Genomic DNA, 14,927 nt, shown 5'->3' with positions numbered 1-14,927 from the left:
GAACCGACCCTTGAAGGGTCTCGGTCCGGACGCGTTGAGTATAGTTGGCTGGCAGCCAGTCAACGCAGGAGTTCCAGCATGTCCCCGCGAAGCGCCTCGGTCAATGAAGAGTTGCGGCGGCGTTCCCGGGAACGGCTGTTGCAGGCCGCGGTGGAGCTGGTGAGTGAGCGTGGCTACGAGGCGACGACGCTCGGCGACATCGCGGATCGCGCGGGCTCCGCGCGCGGACTGGTCTCGTACTACTTCCCCGGCAAACGCCAGCTCCTGCAGTCCGCCGTGCATCGGCTGATGCACCGCACGCTGGAGGAGGCACTGGAGCGCGAGCCGCGTACCGAGGACGGCCGGGAGCGGATGGCGCGGGTCATCGACGCGATCCTGGGGCTCGCCCGGAGCCGGCCCGTGCTGATGCGCCAGCACATGGCCGGGCTGCTTCAGGCGGAGGGGTTCGTGCAGTGCCCGGAGCAGCAGCGGCTGGCCCAGTTGCTGCGGGAGACCGTCGCCGGGCAGGGCTCGCCGGACGCCGCCACCGACTACCCGATGCTGCGCGCGCTGCTCATGGGCGCGGTGTACGCGGCCTTGGTACCGGGTGTTCCGATGCCGGTCCCTACGCTGCGGGCCGAGCTGTTCGAGCGCTACCACCTCGACTGGGAGATGGGCGTCCCGCCGGACACCGAGGTGCCCGGCGGGACGGACGAGACGGACCTGTCACGGTTCTTCGCGACCGGCCGCCGGCCGGAGGACGATCCGCCCGACGGGGCCGATCGTCCCGCCGACGGTCAGTCGAAGTAGTCCGGCTGTGTCTGGACGTTGAGCTCGCGCAGGCGGACCCACTTGGCCGGATCCGTACGCCGGTCGCTGAGCTTCAGCACGTCGAAGCCCTTGGCGATGTCGTTCGAGTAGATGTAGCCGTTGTAGTAGTACGCCGACCACGAACCGCCGACCTGGAGGGTGTCGGTGGAGAGCGGCCCGCGCTCGAAGAAGGCGATCTCCTTCGGGTTGGCCGAGTCGGTGAAGTCCCAGACGGAGACGCCGCCCTGGTACCAGGCCTGGACCATGATGTCCTTGCCCTCGACGGGGATCAGTGAGCCGTTGTGGGCCACGCAGTTCTCGGTGTCCGCCTGCTGGCGGGGGATCTTGTAGTAGCTCTTGAAGACGAGCTTGCGGTCGTCGCCCTTGCCGACGATGTCGTAGATGCCGTCGGCGCCGCGGTTCGGGCCGATCGCCGCGTTGCAGGTGGCCGCGCCGCCGCCGCCCAACTCGTCGGTGAACACGACCTTGTTGGCCTTCTGGTTGAAGGTCGCCGAGTGCCAGAACGCGAAGTTCACGTTGTCCTCGACCTGGTCGATGACCTTCGGGTGCTCCGGGTCCTTGATGGAGAACAGGATGCCGTCGCCCATGCAGGCGCCCGCGGCCAGGTCCTTCGACGGCAGGACCGTGATGTCGTGGCAGCCGGTGGTCTTGGAGACGCCCGGGTTGGTGGGTCCGCCCGGGTTGCCGCCGCCGTCCGGCCCCTCGCCCGGGAAGAGCACCGGGAAGTTCACCACCGCCGCTTCCTCAGGGGCGTTGCGCGGCACCTTGATGACCGAGATGCCGTCGTGCGGCGGCTGGCAGTCGGGGAAGGTGGCGCTCGGCGAGTACGAGGAGACGTAGATGTAGACGTTCTTGCGCTCGGGCACCAGCGAGTGGGTGTGCGAGCCGCAGGCGGTCTCGACGGCGGCGACGTACTTCGGGTTCGCCTTGTCGCTGATGTCGAAGATCTTCATGCCCTCCCACGACGACTTCTCGGTCGCGGGCTGCGAGGTGCTGTTGCAGGAGTTGTCGTTGCGCGAGGAGTCGGTGGACAGGAAGAGCAGGTTGCCGGAGACGGAGACGTCGTTCTGGGAGCCCGGGCAGAGCACCTGCGCGACCGTCCTGGGCGCCTTGGGGTTGCTGATGTCGAAGATGCGGAAGCCGTCGTAGTTGCCGGCGAAGGCGTACTTGCCCTGGAAGGCCAGGTCCGAATTGAGGCCGGTGAAGGCTTCCTTGGGGATGTTGGCGAGATGTTCGATGTTGTCGGAGTGGACGATCTCGTCCTTCCCGGGTATCTCGCCACTCGCTATCGCGGCCCTCGCCTCGGCGGCGTCGCTCTTCGAGACCTGCTCCTGCGCGGCGGGACTGTCCCCGGGGTCGGGGGTCGCGGCCGCCGGACCGGCGGTGAGCAGCGCGGCCAGGAGTCCGGCCGCGGCGACGGCAACTCCCAGGCGTCTGTGCCGCGTTCGGGGGTTGTTCAACAGGGTCACTGTGTTCTCCCTTGTAGCCGTTCGCGGTTGAACGGTTCACGGACCCCTGTAAGTATCGTCCGCCCCATCGAGAGATCAACAGATGGCAACGTACTCGTAATGAAGGTTTTTGATCAGTCGCATGCGGAAGCGTGCTAGGACGGTACGGTCATCAACACCCTTGAGGTGTCCGCCCCTTCGTGTGCCGCAGGAGGTCGCTGTGCTGGTTCGCCGTACGTCCGGTGCATCCCTGAGCCGTACGTCCCGCGCATCCCTGGTCGCGACGTCCATGGCGGTCGCGCTGCTCGCGCTCGGGGGCTGCGACTCCGGCTCCGGGTCCAAGTCCGCCCAGGCGGGCGGGGCTTCGGTGATCGCGCCCGGAAAGCCCGGCGAAGCGGCCCGGACGCTCTCCGCCGAGGACGCCGCGAAACAGCGGGCCGACGACGACTCCCCCAACACGGCGGACTTCACGTACGCGCGGATGATGATCGAACACCACACACAGGCCTTGGTCATGACCGAACTCGCCCCGAAGCAGGCCGAGTCGGGGAACGTGAAGCGGATCGCCGCACGGATCGCGGCCGCGCAGGGGCCGGAGATCACCACCATGAAGAGCTGGCTGACGACGCACGACGGCGAACCGAGCGCCGCACATCAGGAGCACGAGCACGAGGCGATGCCCGGCATGGCGACGGAGGCCCAGCTCGAGAAGTTGCGCGCGGCGAAGGGCAAGGCGTTCGACGAGCTCTTCCTGAAGCTGATGATCACACATCACGACGGAGCGATCACCATGGCCACGGACGTGAAGGCCGAGGGAAACAACGTCCAGATCGAGGAGATGGCCGACGACGTGATCGCGCAGCAGACGAGCGAGATCACGCGGATGCGTGAGATGTCGTGAACACCGGGCTCAGCGCCGGGCATGACGCGGCGTCAAGAACCCCGCGTCGCGCGCTCCGGCGATCATCCTGAGTGATGCGCGCCTGCTGTGGCCGGTGGCGCACATGACCGCGAGGACCGGGTCGACGCCCTCCTGCTGTGCCGCGCGGTACTCCTCCGCGACCTGCCACCGCCCCTCGATGCCGCGCGGCCACGCGGGCCGCGCGCGGCGCGCCGGCCGTTCCTCGGACTCGCCCGCCTGCGCGGTCGCCGGGCCGCACGCCTCCAGGAGCGGTTCCTCGATCCATTCGGCGAGCGCCGCGAGATCGTCGAAGGAGAGCGGCGGTTGGGCCCGTACGTCCTCGATCGACAATCCCGCCTCGCACAGTACGGCGAGTACGTCGACCTGGGCGCCGTCGGCGAAGGCCAGCCGGACGTTGAACCAGGACGCGGCCCTGACGTTGACCCACGACGCGGCCCTCTCACGCTCCTGCACCTCCCACGCGGGCCACACGGACACCACGCCGTCCGGAGGGCACCGGTCGGACAGATTGAGAAAGGATGCTTCTAGCACATACGGAACGTAACCGCATGATCACACTCCATACGAACGGACACGCGCGTGCGTGTCGCGTACCGCACCCTGTCAGCGGAGCACCGGCGGTGCGATCCTGGAAGCATCAGCGATCTCCTGTAAGCGTTCTCCGTGGTCCCTCGGGTAAGGAGTTCGGCCGTGCTGCATGTCGCCGTCGTAGGCTCGGGGCCCAGTGGGGTCTACAGCGCCCAGGGTCTCGTCCAGCAGAGCCAGGTGCCCGATGTCCGGGTGGACGTCCTGGACCGGCTGCCCTGCCCGTACGGCCTGGTGCGTTATGGGGTGGCCCCCGACCACGAGAAGATCAAGTCGCTGCAGAACAACCTGCGGGCGGTCCTGGAGGACGAGCGGGTGCGGTTCCTGGGCGGCGTCCAGGTCGGCCCGGGCGGGGTGCCGGTGGCCCGGCTGCGGGAGCTGTACCACGCGGTGGTCTACTGCGTGGGCGCCGCCACCGACCGTCACCTCGGGGTGCCCGGCGAGGAGCTGCCGGGCAGCTGGTCGGCGACCGAGTTCGTATCCTGGTACAGCGCGCACCCCGACTCCGTGGCCGACGCCTTCGTCCTCGGCGCCCGTTCGGCCGTGGTGATCGGCGTCGGGAACGTCGCCGTCGACGTGACCCGGATGCTGGCCCGCGGCGCGGCCGAGCTGAGCCCCACCGACATGCCGCAGTCGGCGCTCAACGCGCTGGCCGCGAGCAGGGTGACGGAGATCAGCATGGTCGGGCGGCGCGGCCCGTCGCAGGCCCGCTTCACCACCAAGGAGCTTCGCGAGCTGGGGGCGCTGCCGGACACCGACGTCGTCGTGGACCCGGAGGAGCTGGCCCTTGATCCGGCCTACCTCGACCCGTCGGACCTGCCCGCCGCCCAGCGCCGCAATGTGGAGGTGATGCGGGGATGGGCCGCCGCGGGGCCGCAGGGCCGTCCACGGCGGATCCGGCCGCGCTTCTTCCTGCGCCCTGTCGAACTACTCGCCGACGGCGGCCGCGTGGGGGCGGTCCGCTTCGAGCGGACGGTGCCGGACGGGCAGGGCGGGGTGACGGGCACGGGTCAGTACGAGGACATCGAGGCGCAGTTGGTGCTGCGCTCGGTCGGCTATCGCGGGGTGCCGCTGGAGGGGCTGCCGTTCGACGCCGACCGCGCCACCGTGCCGCATCTCGCGGGGCGGGTCCTGCGGGACGGCGCGGTCTCCCCGGGCGAGTACGTGGCGGGCTGGATCAAGCGCGGTCCGACGGGAGTCATCGGCACCAACCGGCCGTGCGCCAAGGAGACGGTGACCTCGCTCCTGGAGGACGCCCCCGTCCTCGTACGGCGGGACGTACCCGAGGATCCGCTCGCGGCGCTGCGGGCGCAGGGGGTGCACCCCGTCGAGTGGACCGGGTGGCAGGCGATCGAGCGGGCCGAGGCGGCACTCGGGGCCTCGCTGGGCCGGGGTGTGGTCAAGCTTCCCGACTGGGAGGCTCTGCTGACGGCGGCGCGGACGGCGACGTCATAGCAGAGTCACACGGCACCCAGAGGGCATGACACCTGACGGCAACACACCGGAAATCAACAAACTGTTCAAGCATCATACGGTCTCGTGCTGTTGAACCGTCTGAACCGTCCGCCCCCACCCGCCGCTCTCAGGAGTGCCCATGGCGACCACAGCACCCGTGCATCCCGTCGACGAGGTCCCACCCGTACGCCAGCTGGCCGCCTTCGGGCTCCAGCACGTGCTCGCGATGTACGCGGGCGCGGTGGCCGTTCCGCTGATCGTGGGCGGAGCGATGAAGCTGTCGCCCGCCGATCTGGCGTATCTGATCACCGCGGATCTGCTGGTGTGCGGGATCGCGACGCTGATCCAGTGCGTAGGCTTCTGGGGCTTCGGGGTGAGGCTGCCGATCATGCAGGGCTGCACCTTCGCGGCCGTGTCGCCGATGGTGCTCATCGGGACGACGGGCGGCGGACTGCCCGCGATCTACGGATCGGTGATCGTCGCGGGCCTCGCGATCGTCCTGCTCGCCCCGGTCTTCGGCAGACTGCTGCGCTTCTTCCCGCCGCTCGTCACCGGCACGGTCATTCTGATCATCGGTGTCTCACTGCTGCCGGTGGCCGGCAACTGGGCGGCGGGCGGTGTGGGCGCGAAGGACTTCGGCGAGCCGAAGAACCTCGCGCTCGCGGCATTCGTGCTGGCCGTGGTGCTCGGGGTACAGCGGTTCGCCCCTGCGTTCCTCAGCCGGATCGCGGTGCTGATCGGCATAGCCGTAGGCCTCGCGGTCGCCGTCCCCTTCGGGTTCACGGACTTCGGCGGAGTCGGGGACGCCGACTGGGTCGGGATCAGCACGCCGTTCCACTTCGGCGCGCCGTCGTTCCATGCCTCCGCGATCATCTCGATGCTGGTCGTGGCGCTGGTGACGATGACCGAGACGACCGGTGACTTCATCGCGGTCGGTGAGATGACCGACCGGCCGATCCAGCCGCGGGCGCTCGCGGACGGACTGCGCGCCGACGGTCTGTCGACGGTCCTCGGCGGAGTGTTCAACACCTTCCCGTACACGGCGTTCGCGCAGAACGTGGGCCTCGTCGGCATGACCCGGGTGCGCAGCCGCTGGGTGGTCGCCGCCGCGGGCGGCATCCTCGTCCTGCTCGGCCTGCTGCCCAAGCTGGGTGCGGTGGTCGCGGCCATACCGGCGCCGGTGCTGGGCGGCGCGGGCCTGGTGATGTTCGGAACGGTCGCCGCGAGCGGTCTGCGCACCCTCGCCGAGGTGGACTTCAAGGGCAACCACAACCTCACCGTCGTCGCCGTCTCGGTGGCCGTGGGCATGCTGCCGGTCGGAGTGCCGACGGTCTACGCGAAGTTCCCCGACTGGTTCCAGACGGTGATGAACAGCGGGATCAGCGCGGGCTGCCTGACCGCGATCGTACTCAACCTGCTCTTCAACCACCTTCCGGGGAAGGGGAGTTCGACCGGCGACGAGGTCGCCTCCGAACCCAAGGCCGGCGCCGCTTCAGCCTGAGCCCGAACGGGCGGCCCGGCGCGCGGCGGCCGCGCGGCCCTGGCCCATCAGCTCTCCTCGAAGTGGCTGGGCCGGTCGTCCCGATGGATCAGGCGGCCCCGTTGCGCGGCCTGGGCACGGGGCATGAGGGTCCAGGTGCCGTCGGTACGGCGCAGGGCCGCCGCGTGCCATGGGGTAGTCCAGGCGTCGGCCGCGTCGAGGAGACGGATGCCGAACTTGGGGGCGCCGATGGGCTGGGGATGGATGGACAGGCGTACGGCGCGGGGGTGATGGCGGGCGATCAACGCGCCCCAGGCCCGGCTGCGCTGGATGACGCCGTAGGCGCGTTGTCGGCACTCGCGTTGCAGAGCGGACCGGGTGCCGGTGAAGTCGGCGGTGTCCTCGACGAGGAAGCGGGTGATGCCCCGGTAGAGGGCCAGGGTGTGATCGTCGGCGCGGACCTCGGCGCGCAGGGCGTCGACCGTTGGGGCGTAGGAGTCGTGGATGTGGGCTCGTTTCGCGTCATGCGGCAGGTCACCGAGTATGTCGCGCAGGTCGAACACGGACAGCCGGCGCAGGCCCGACTCCTTGATCAGCGAGCGCAGTGCGTCGGAGTAGGCGTCGATGTGATGGTCGGGGACGCGGATGAGATCGCCGAAGACATGGCCGTCGGAGCAGATCAGGATCCGGGCGCCGGGGGGATGGATTCTCTCGATGTCCGCGCACATTGCGTCGAGGAAGCCGAGGGAGAGGCGTTCTCCCTGGTCGGGCAGGTGGCCGAGGACCTTTGCCGGGTTGGGCGACTTGCAGGGAAAGCCGGGCAGGGTGAACACGACGGGGGCGCCCGCGCGGACGAAGTCGGCTGTCCGGCGCAGTTGGTGCGGGAACGCCTCGGCGACGAGGGCAGCGGTTCGGCCGGTGGCGCGGTGGTGCGGGAGCAACAGGCCCAGGATCGCGGCGCTGATGCTCAGGGGGGTGGTGTCCGGCGCGGTCGTCGGCGGCACGGCAATCCTCCATGAGGCCGGTGTCGGGGTCAGCGGCGTCGGTCGTAGCCGACGGGCAGGTGATGGGTGCCTCGGCCGAGGACGGCGGGGACCCATTCGAGGTCCGCGTCCGGGACGGCGAGGCGCAGGCCGGGCAGCCGGGTGAGGAGCGTGCCGAGCGCGATCTGGAGTTCGGCGCGGGCGAGGGCGGCGCCGGGGCAGAAGTGAATGCCGTGCCCGAAGGCGAGGTGAGGGTTCGGGGAACGGTCCAGGTCGAGGGTGTCGGGATTCTCGAAGCGGCGGGGGTCGCGGTTGGCCGCGCACAGAGAGACGATCACCGAGTCGCCGGCCGGGATGCGGGTGCCGTGCAGGTCGCTGTCCTTGCCGAAGAAGCGCCAGGTGGTGAGCTCGAAGGCGCTGTCGTAGCGGAGCAGTTCCTCGACTGCGCGGGGCAGCAGGTCCGGCTCGTCGCGCAGGCGGGTGAGCTGGTCCGGGTGGCGGAGCAGGGCGATCAGGGCCGTGGTGATCTGGTTGGTGACCGGCTCCTGGCCCGCGACGAGGAGCTGGAAGATCATGGAGTCCAGCTCCTCCCGCGTCAGCTCGTGGCGGTCGCGGGCCACGACGAGACGGCCGAGCAGGTCGTCGCCGCCGTACTCGCGCTTGTGGGCGACGACCTCGGCTATATAGCTCTGCAGACCGTGCAGCCGGGCCTCGTACTGCGGGCGCCCCGGATCGGTCGGGCCGACCGGCTGGACGACCTTGCCCCAGTCGCGGTCGAAGCGCCGCGCCAACTCCCCGGGCAGTCCGATGACTTCGGCCAGCACCTGGAAGGGGAAGCGCGCGGCGAAGCCGGTGACGAGGTCGGCGGGTCCGGTGCCGGGCAGCGCGTCGACGAGGTCATCGGCCAACTCCTGCATCCGGCAACGCAGTTGCTCGACCCGACGCGGCGCGAAGGCGTCCGACACGAACCGTCGCATACGGGTGTGCCGGGGCGGGTCCTGGTGCAGGAGGTGGGCCTGGAGCTGGGAGTGCTGCGGCTCCGGCATGATCGAGGCGCGGGCCCGCCACCGGTCGTTGCCGAGGTCGTGGTTCTTGCCGAGGCGGTCGTCGTTGAGCGCGGCGTGGGCGGCCTCGTAGCCGGTGACGAGCCAGGCCGTGACCCCGCTGGGGAAGAGCACGGAGTGGACCGGTCCGTCGTCGCGCATCCGCTCGTACAGCGGGTAGGGGTCGCGCTTGTACGGGCAGCCCATCAGCGGTACCGGGGCGGAGCGGGGCTCCTCAAGGGAACTCCCCAGGGGATTCTCAAGGGGATTCTCGACAGTCAAGGTGGCTCCTCAGAAGGCGAGTTCGGGCCGGTAGTGCTCCAGCCACAGGGCGAGGTCGACAACACGCTCGAGGCGCAGCCGGTGGCCCCACTCCAACCGCTCGGGCGGGGTGTCGAGGCAGGGCTTGATACGGGTCTCGTCGGCCAGGGCACGGACTTGGGGCGTGGCCAGCGCGTCGCGGGCCAGGGCCTGGAGTCCGCGGTTGTAGTCGGGGTGATGGGTGGCCGGATAGTGGTTCTTCGGCCGGTGCAGGACGGAGTCGGGCGCGAGACCCTTGCTCGCGGCACGCAGCAGGCTCTTCTCGCGGCCGTCGAAGCTCTTCAGCGCCCACGGGGCGGCGAAGGCGTACTCGACGAGCCGGTGGTCGCAGTACGGAACGCGGACCTCCAGGCCTTGCGCCATGCTCAACCGGTCCTTTCGGTGCAGGAGTTGGCGCAGCCAGCAGGTCAGGGACAGATGCTGCATCTCACGCTGCCGGTGCTCGGCGGGCGTCTCGTCGTCGAGGTGGGGTACGGCGGCGAGGGCGTCACGATAGGTGTCGTCACGGAACTCCCCGATGCCCAGCTTGAGTTCGGGATTGAGCGGCATCGCGGCCTCGTCGCCGGTGACCAGCAGCCACGGGAAGGTGCGGGCTGCCAGCGCTTTGGGGCTGTGGAACCACGGGTAACCGCCGAAGACCTCGTCCGCGGCCTCCCCGGACACGGCGACCGTGGAGTGCCGCCGTATCTCCCCGAAGAGCAGGTACAGCGAGGTGTCCATGTCGCCGACGCCGATCGGCGAGTCACGGGCGACCACCACGGCCCGCCGGTGCTCGAGGTCGAGCAGGGCCATGGGGTCGAGGACGACGGTGCTGTGGTCGGTGCCGATGAAGGCACCGGCCTCGATGGCGTACGGGGTGTCGTGGCCGGTGCGCAGCACGTCGCCGGTGAACCGCTCGGCCTGATCGCTGTAGTCGACGGCGTACGAACGAACGCGGGCGTCCGGGCCCTCGCGCAGGCGCAGTTCATCGGCGAGCAGGGAGGTCAGGACGGTGGAGTCGATACCGCCGGAGAGCAGGCTGCACAGGGGGACGTCGGCCTCCAGCTGACCGCGGGCGGCCGTGCTCACCAGGTCGCGCACACGCTCGACGGTGGCGTCCTGGCCGTCCGTGTGCGCGTCGGCGCGCAGCTGCCAGTAACGGCGTTCCCGGATGCCGTCCCGGTCGAGGACGAGGAGGCCGCCCGGTTCGACCTCCCGTACCCCTGACCACACCGTCGGGCCGGTGTTGAACAGCAGGCTGTACGCCTCCCGCAGGCCGTCCGCGTCCACCCGGGGCCGTATCTCGGGGTGGACGAAGAGCGCCTTGGGCTCGGAGGCGAACGCCAGGCCTCCGTCGACGGTGGCCCAGAACAGCGGCTTGACCCCGAGCCGGTCACGGACCAGCAGCAGCCGCTGCTCGCGCTCGTCCCACACCGCGAAGGCGAACATGCCGTCCAGTCGCTCGGCGAGCCCCTCACCCCACTCGGCGTACGCCCGCAGGACCACCTCGGTGTCGCTGCGGGTGCGGAAGCGGTGCCCCAACTTCCTGAGCTCAGAGCGGAGTTCATGGTGGTTGTAGACCTCGCCGCTGTAGCTGAGGACGGTGGCCGGCGAGTTCGTGGAGCCCTGGTGGTCGGTCATGGGCTGGACGCCGCCCGCGATGTCGATGACGGCGAGGCGCCTGTGCCCGATGGCGGCATGGCCGCCGAGCCAGACACCCGAGGCGTCCGGGCCGCGCGGGGCGAGCGCGGCGGTCATGGCCTCGATGACGGGGGCCTGGGCACGGGGGTCGGTGTGGAAGGTGTGGAAGGACACCCATCCGGTGATTCCGCACATGGGGAGGCTGCTCCTGGGTCGGGGACGGACGGTGGATGCCATGTCGGCGGGGGTTGGCGGCGGGGGCGGGAGGCGGGTAGCTGTCTCGGGGGTTGGCGGCGGGATGGGGTGGTGCTGCGTCGAGGTTGTGGGCGGGACGGGGTGACCATGCGTCGCCGGGACGGAGTGGCGCTGCGTCGGGGGGACGGCGGGACGGCGGGGGTGACGTTGCGTCGGCGGTCGTCAGCGGGACAGGGGGCGCTCCGTCGGTAGGACGGCGGGGGTGGCGCTGCGTCGGTGGTGTCGGCGGGTTGGGTGACGCCCCGGGGCGGCAGCACAGGGCAGCAGCACAGGAGCGGCGGGTGTCGCGTCGGCGCTCCTCCGCCGACGTACAGCTCCGTATCGGTGGTCGACAGCACGGCGTAAGCCGCACCGGGGGCGGCCCTCACAGGGCGGCGCTACCGTGTCGGCGGTCCCGCGGACGCGGACCGGCTCGCCGCCGAACCACCGGCGACAACGCGGGCGAGGCCGGAGGCCTCGTGTCGATGCTCGACAGCGCACGGCGGATGCCGCAGCCGCGAAGGGCCGGCGGGTACCGCACGGGCGGTCTTCAGCCGGCGGTCGGTGCCACGTCCGTGACCCCCTCCCCCGGCGGCCCCAGGGCGCTGCGGCGCCTGGCGGGCAGCGCGAGCAGCGGTACGGCGAGGCAGGCGACCGCGGCGGCGAGCGCCGGTCCGGCCCGTACGCCGTCGCTGCCTGCCCCGCCCGTCACCCCCCAGGCCGCGGTGGCCAGCGCCGGGCCGAGCGTGAAGCCGAGGCTGCGGGCGAGTTGCATCGCGGAGCCGACGGTGGCGGTCCGTTCGGGTGGGGCGGCGCCCATGACCAGGGCCTGTGTCGGACCGCCGTTCAGCCCCATGCCGATGCCTGCCAGCGCGAGCCGCCAGGCGACGTCGGGCGGGGACCAGCCGTCGCCCAGTGGTACGAGCAGCAGCAGGCCGACGGCGGTGAGCGCGGCGCCCGCGACGGCCACGGGGCGGGCCCCGTACCGGTCGGCCAGCCGTCCACCGAGTGGTCCGGCCAGTCCCATGCCCAGCGGGAAGGCCAGCACGGTCAGGCCCGTACGGGTCGCACTGACGCCGTCGTCGCGCTGAAGGTGCAGGGCGACCACGTAGTGCATGGCGGCGAATCCGGCCGCAAGCGCCAGGACGGCGCCGTGCGCGGCGAACAGCCCCGAGGACCGCAGCACGCCGACCACAGGGCGGCCACCGGGCCCGCGCAGCCACCACCACAGCGGCGGTAGGGCAGCTGCCGCGAGCAGCAGCCATGCCGGTGTACCCGGTGCCAGGGTCAGGGCGAGCAACAGAGCCGTCAGGCCCGAGCCGACCAGCAACGCGTCCCCCAGGGACCGCCGTTCGGGCCGGTGCGGTCGGCCGTCCCCGGGCATCGCCCGCCAGGCCACCACCAGCGCCAGCAGACAGAACGGGATCTTGACCAGGAACACCGCCCGCCAGCCCAGATGGTCCAGCAGCAGCCCGCCGAGCGCCGGCCCGGTCACCGCGCCGAGCGGGCCGAGCGTGGCGGGCACGCTCATCGCCCGCCCGCGTTTCTCCGGACGCACCGACCGGATGGCGAGTACCGGCATCAGCACGAACAGCACCGCCCCGCACGCGCCTTGGGCGACCCGTGCGGCGATCAGCCAGGCCGCCCAGGGCGAGGCCGCGGCCAGAGCGCTGCACAGGGCGAAGCCGCCGGTCGCCGTCAGCAGCGCCGCCCGCAGGCCCGCCCCGTCCAGCCAGCGGCCGATCGGCAACAGCAGGCAGACGACGGGAAGTTGGTAGCCCAGCACCGCCCATTGGGCGGTCGCGTCGGACACACCAAGACCGCGCGCGATGTTCGCCAGCGCCACGTTGACGATGTTCATGTCGAGCATCGCCACGAACGACAGCGCACCCGCCACGGCCACCAGAAGCCAGCGGTCCTCGGCCTCGGTCAGGCGACCGGGCCGGAACTCGGCTGTGTCACCAGCCTGGAGCTCAGGTCCGCGTCCGGGCCGGAACTCGGGACCGCGTCCGGGCTGGAGCTCGGGTCCTCGTCCGGGCTGGAACTCGGGACCACGTCCAGGCCGGAACTCGGGTATGTGACCGGGCCGTTCCTCCGTCACACTTCCCCCCTCCCCTCGCGGGCGGGCTGCCGGACGGCAACCTCCGTCCCACAAGTCGGGTGCGAGCGGGCGTGAGTTCCCGGAGAGCGATGGTCGAAGGCGATGAGGGGGTCACCGGTCAACGGATGGTCGACCACGACCGCCCGCACCCCGAACACCTCCGCCAGCAGGGCGGGGGTGAGCACCTCGCGCGGCGGACCGGAGGCGACCACGCTCCCCTCGTGCAGAACATGCAGCCGCTGGCAGACCGAGGCGGCCGCGTTGAGGTCGTGCAGCGACACCAGGGCCGTACGGCGTTGAGCACGCAGCAGGGCGAGCAGCTCCACCTGATGGCGCATGTCGAGGTGGTTGGTGGGTTCGTCGAGGACCAGGACGTCCGGGTCCTGTGCGAACGCGCGTGCCAGCAGGACGCGTTGGCGCTCGCCACCGGACAACTCCGAGAAGCGGCGCCCGGTTCGGCCGTGCATGCCCACGTCGGCGAGGGCGCGCGCGACGATGTCCCGGTCGGTGGCGTCCTCCCCGGCGAACGCCCGCTTGTAGGGAGTGCGTCCCATCGCGACGACCTCGCGCACCGTCAACTCGAAGTCGCCGCCCCGCTCCTGGGGCAGCGCGGCCACCTGCCGGGCCGTCTGGACGGGCGTGAGGTCCCGGAGATCGGTGCCGGACAGCAGCACCCGCCCGGCCGTGGGCCGCAGATGGCGGTAGACGGTGCGCAGGAGCGTGGACTTGCCGCTGCCGTTCGGCCCGACCAGGCCGGTGATCTCGCCCTCGGCCGCGAACAGCCGCACTCCCGACACAACCGTCCGGCCGCTGTACGAGACATGCAGGTCCTCGATGTCGATCCTCAACTGCCGCTCCCCAGGCGCCGGTCCAGCAGATACAGCAGCGCCGGAGCGCCGATCAGCGAGGTGACCACGCCTACCGGCAGTTCCTGCGTGTCCATGGCGGTACGGCACACGATGTCGACCACGACGAGGAGCAGCGCACCGAACAGCGCGGAGACCGGCAGCAGTCGGCGGTGGTCGCCGCCGACGACCAGCCGACAGGCGTGCGGCACCATCAGGCCGACGAAGGCGATGGCCCCCGAGACGGCGACCAGAACGCCGGTCAGCACACTGGTCACCAGGAACAGCTCCCGGCGCAGCCGTACGACGTCGATGCCGAGCCCGGCCGCCGTCTCGTCGCCCATGAGCAGCGCGTTGAGCCCGCGGGCGCGCGCCTGAAGCAGCAGCAGGGCGGCGGGCACGGTGATCGCGGGAACCGCGAGCAGCGGCCAAGTCGCCCCGCTGAGGCTGCCCATGAGCCAGAAGAGCACGCTGTGCGTCTGCTGCTCGTCCCCGGCCTGGAGGACGAGATAGCTCGTGAAGCCGGACAGGAACTGCCCGATCGCCACCCCGGCCAGGACCAGCCGCAGTGGCGCGAATCCTCCGCCCCGCCGGGCCACCGCCCACACCAGGCCGAAGGTCGCCAGGGCCCCCGAGAACGCGGCGCCCGAGAGCCCGAGGCCGAGCACCCCGCCCGCCCCGGCGCCGAGCACGATCGCGGCGACCGCGCCCAGCGAGGCCCCGTTGGATATGCCCAGCAGATACGGGTCCGCGAGCGGATTGCGTACGAGCGCCTGGACCGCCGTACCGACCACGCCGAGCCCGGCGCCGACGAGGGCGGCCAACAAGGCTCGGGGAACACGGAGTTGCCAGACGATCAGATCGTCGGTGCCGGGCCGTGGTGCGGCGCCCGACAGCCGTCGTCCCACCACGCCCCACACTTCGCCGGGCGGGATGGACGTCGAGCCCCAGGACACGGCCGCGGTAAGGGCCGCGAGGAGCGCGAGGGCGAGGGCCGCCGCCAGCGGTCCGGCGGGCAGGGTCCGGGACTCGGTGGTACCGGTCCTCTTGCGGCGGGACGCCGAGAGTACGGAGAACACG

General features: G+C 71.2%; 12 protein-coding genes. 4 read left to right on the top strand and 8 right to left on the bottom strand.

From position 1 onward, the window contains the following. The first annotated feature begins 78 nt into the window (after positions 1 to 78). On the top strand, positions 79 to 789 hold the full coding sequence (locus tag ACFVXA_RS18750) for a helix-turn-helix domain-containing protein (RefSeq protein WP_362015406.1): 711 nt from the start codon (positions 79 to 81) through the stop codon (positions 787 to 789). Here ACFVXA_RS18750 and ACFVXA_RS18745 read toward each other — a convergent pair. Further along, a complete protein-coding gene (locus ACFVXA_RS18745) occupies positions 777 to 2,279 on the bottom strand; it encodes an LVIVD repeat-containing protein (protein ID WP_383735620.1) in 1,503 nt (500 codons plus the stop codon). The two genes, ACFVXA_RS18750 and ACFVXA_RS18745, sit on opposite strands and share 13 nt — an antisense overlap. 268 nt (positions 2,280 to 2,547) lie before the next feature. Between ACFVXA_RS18745 and ACFVXA_RS18740 the strand changes: the two genes are divergently transcribed. Continuing rightward, positions 2,548 to 3,159, top strand: a complete 612-nt coding sequence (locus tag ACFVXA_RS18740; RefSeq protein WP_389745409.1) for a DUF305 domain-containing protein — start codon at positions 2,548 to 2,550, stop codon at positions 3,157 to 3,159. A 9-nt stretch (positions 3,160 to 3,168) separates the two neighbouring features. On the opposite strand, the gene ACFVXA_RS18735 is transcribed toward ACFVXA_RS18740, so the two are convergent. Further along, positions 3,169 to 3,657 (bottom strand): DUF6214 family protein, encoded by a 489-nt coding sequence (locus ACFVXA_RS18735; protein WP_383735672.1) that lies wholly within the window; start codon positions 3,655 to 3,657, stop codon positions 3,169 to 3,171. Positions 3,658 to 3,870: 213 nt separating this feature from the next. Between ACFVXA_RS18735 and ACFVXA_RS18730 the strand changes: the two genes are divergently transcribed. Further along, positions 3,871 to 5,220 (top strand): FAD-dependent oxidoreductase, encoded by a 1,350-nt coding sequence (locus ACFVXA_RS18730; protein ID WP_362015401.1) that lies wholly within the window; start codon positions 3,871 to 3,873, stop codon positions 5,218 to 5,220. A 139-nt stretch (positions 5,221 to 5,359) separates the two neighbouring features. Then, positions 5,360 to 6,721, top strand: coding sequence for a nucleobase:cation symporter-2 family protein (locus ACFVXA_RS18725; RefSeq protein WP_390025664.1), 1,362 nt, complete (start codon positions 5,360 to 5,362; stop codon positions 6,719 to 6,721). Between the two features lie 47 nt (positions 6,722 to 6,768). Here the strand turns inward: ACFVXA_RS18725 and ACFVXA_RS18720 are convergent, their stop codons facing one another. From ACFVXA_RS18720 to ACFVXA_RS18695, 6 genes are all read right to left on the bottom strand, one after another. Beyond that, positions 6,769 to 7,704: an L-tyrosine/L-tryptophan isonitrile synthase family protein gene (locus ACFVXA_RS18720; RefSeq protein WP_390025662.1), complete on the bottom strand. Its 936-nt coding sequence runs from the start codon at positions 7,702 to 7,704 to the stop codon at positions 6,769 to 6,771. Between the two features lie 29 nt (positions 7,705 to 7,733). Continuing rightward, positions 7,734 to 8,933 carry a cytochrome P450 gene (locus ACFVXA_RS18715; RefSeq protein ID WP_390025724.1) on the bottom strand — a complete coding sequence of 400 codons (1,200 nt, stop codon included), beginning with the start codon at positions 8,931 to 8,933 and terminating at the stop codon, positions 7,734 to 7,736. A gap of 84 nt (positions 8,934 to 9,017) precedes the next feature. After that, positions 9,018 to 10,862, bottom strand: a complete 1,845-nt coding sequence (gene asnB / locus ACFVXA_RS18710) for an asparagine synthase (glutamine-hydrolyzing) (RefSeq protein ID WP_390025660.1) — start codon at positions 10,860 to 10,862, stop codon at positions 9,018 to 9,020. Positions 10,863 to 11,451: 589 nt separating this feature from the next. Next, positions 11,452 to 13,002 carry an MFS transporter gene (locus ACFVXA_RS18705; RefSeq protein WP_390025658.1) on the bottom strand — a complete coding sequence of 517 codons (1,551 nt, stop codon included), beginning with the start codon at positions 13,000 to 13,002 and terminating at the stop codon, positions 11,452 to 11,454. Further along, complete coding sequence (locus ACFVXA_RS18700; RefSeq protein ID WP_384397871.1) at positions 12,999 to 13,850, bottom strand: ABC transporter ATP-binding protein; 852 nt, start codon at positions 13,848 to 13,850, stop codon at positions 12,999 to 13,001. The genes ACFVXA_RS18705 and ACFVXA_RS18700 overlap by 4 nt, the downstream gene beginning before the upstream one ends. After that, a complete protein-coding gene (locus ACFVXA_RS18695) occupies positions 13,847 to 14,926 on the bottom strand; it encodes a FecCD family ABC transporter permease (protein ID WP_390025655.1) in 1,080 nt (359 codons plus the stop codon). Before ACFVXA_RS18695 ends, ACFVXA_RS18700 begins: the two co-directional genes overlap by 4 nt. Position 14,927: the final 1 nt, after the last annotated feature.

Origin of the sequence: Streptomyces sp. NPDC058246, assembly GCF_042881985.1 — a bacterium.
Lineage (GTDB): Bacteria > Actinomycetota > Actinomycetes > Streptomycetales > Streptomycetaceae > Streptomyces.
Note: the sequence above shows the minus strand (reverse complement) of the source record. Positions and strands in the feature narration are given on the sequence as shown.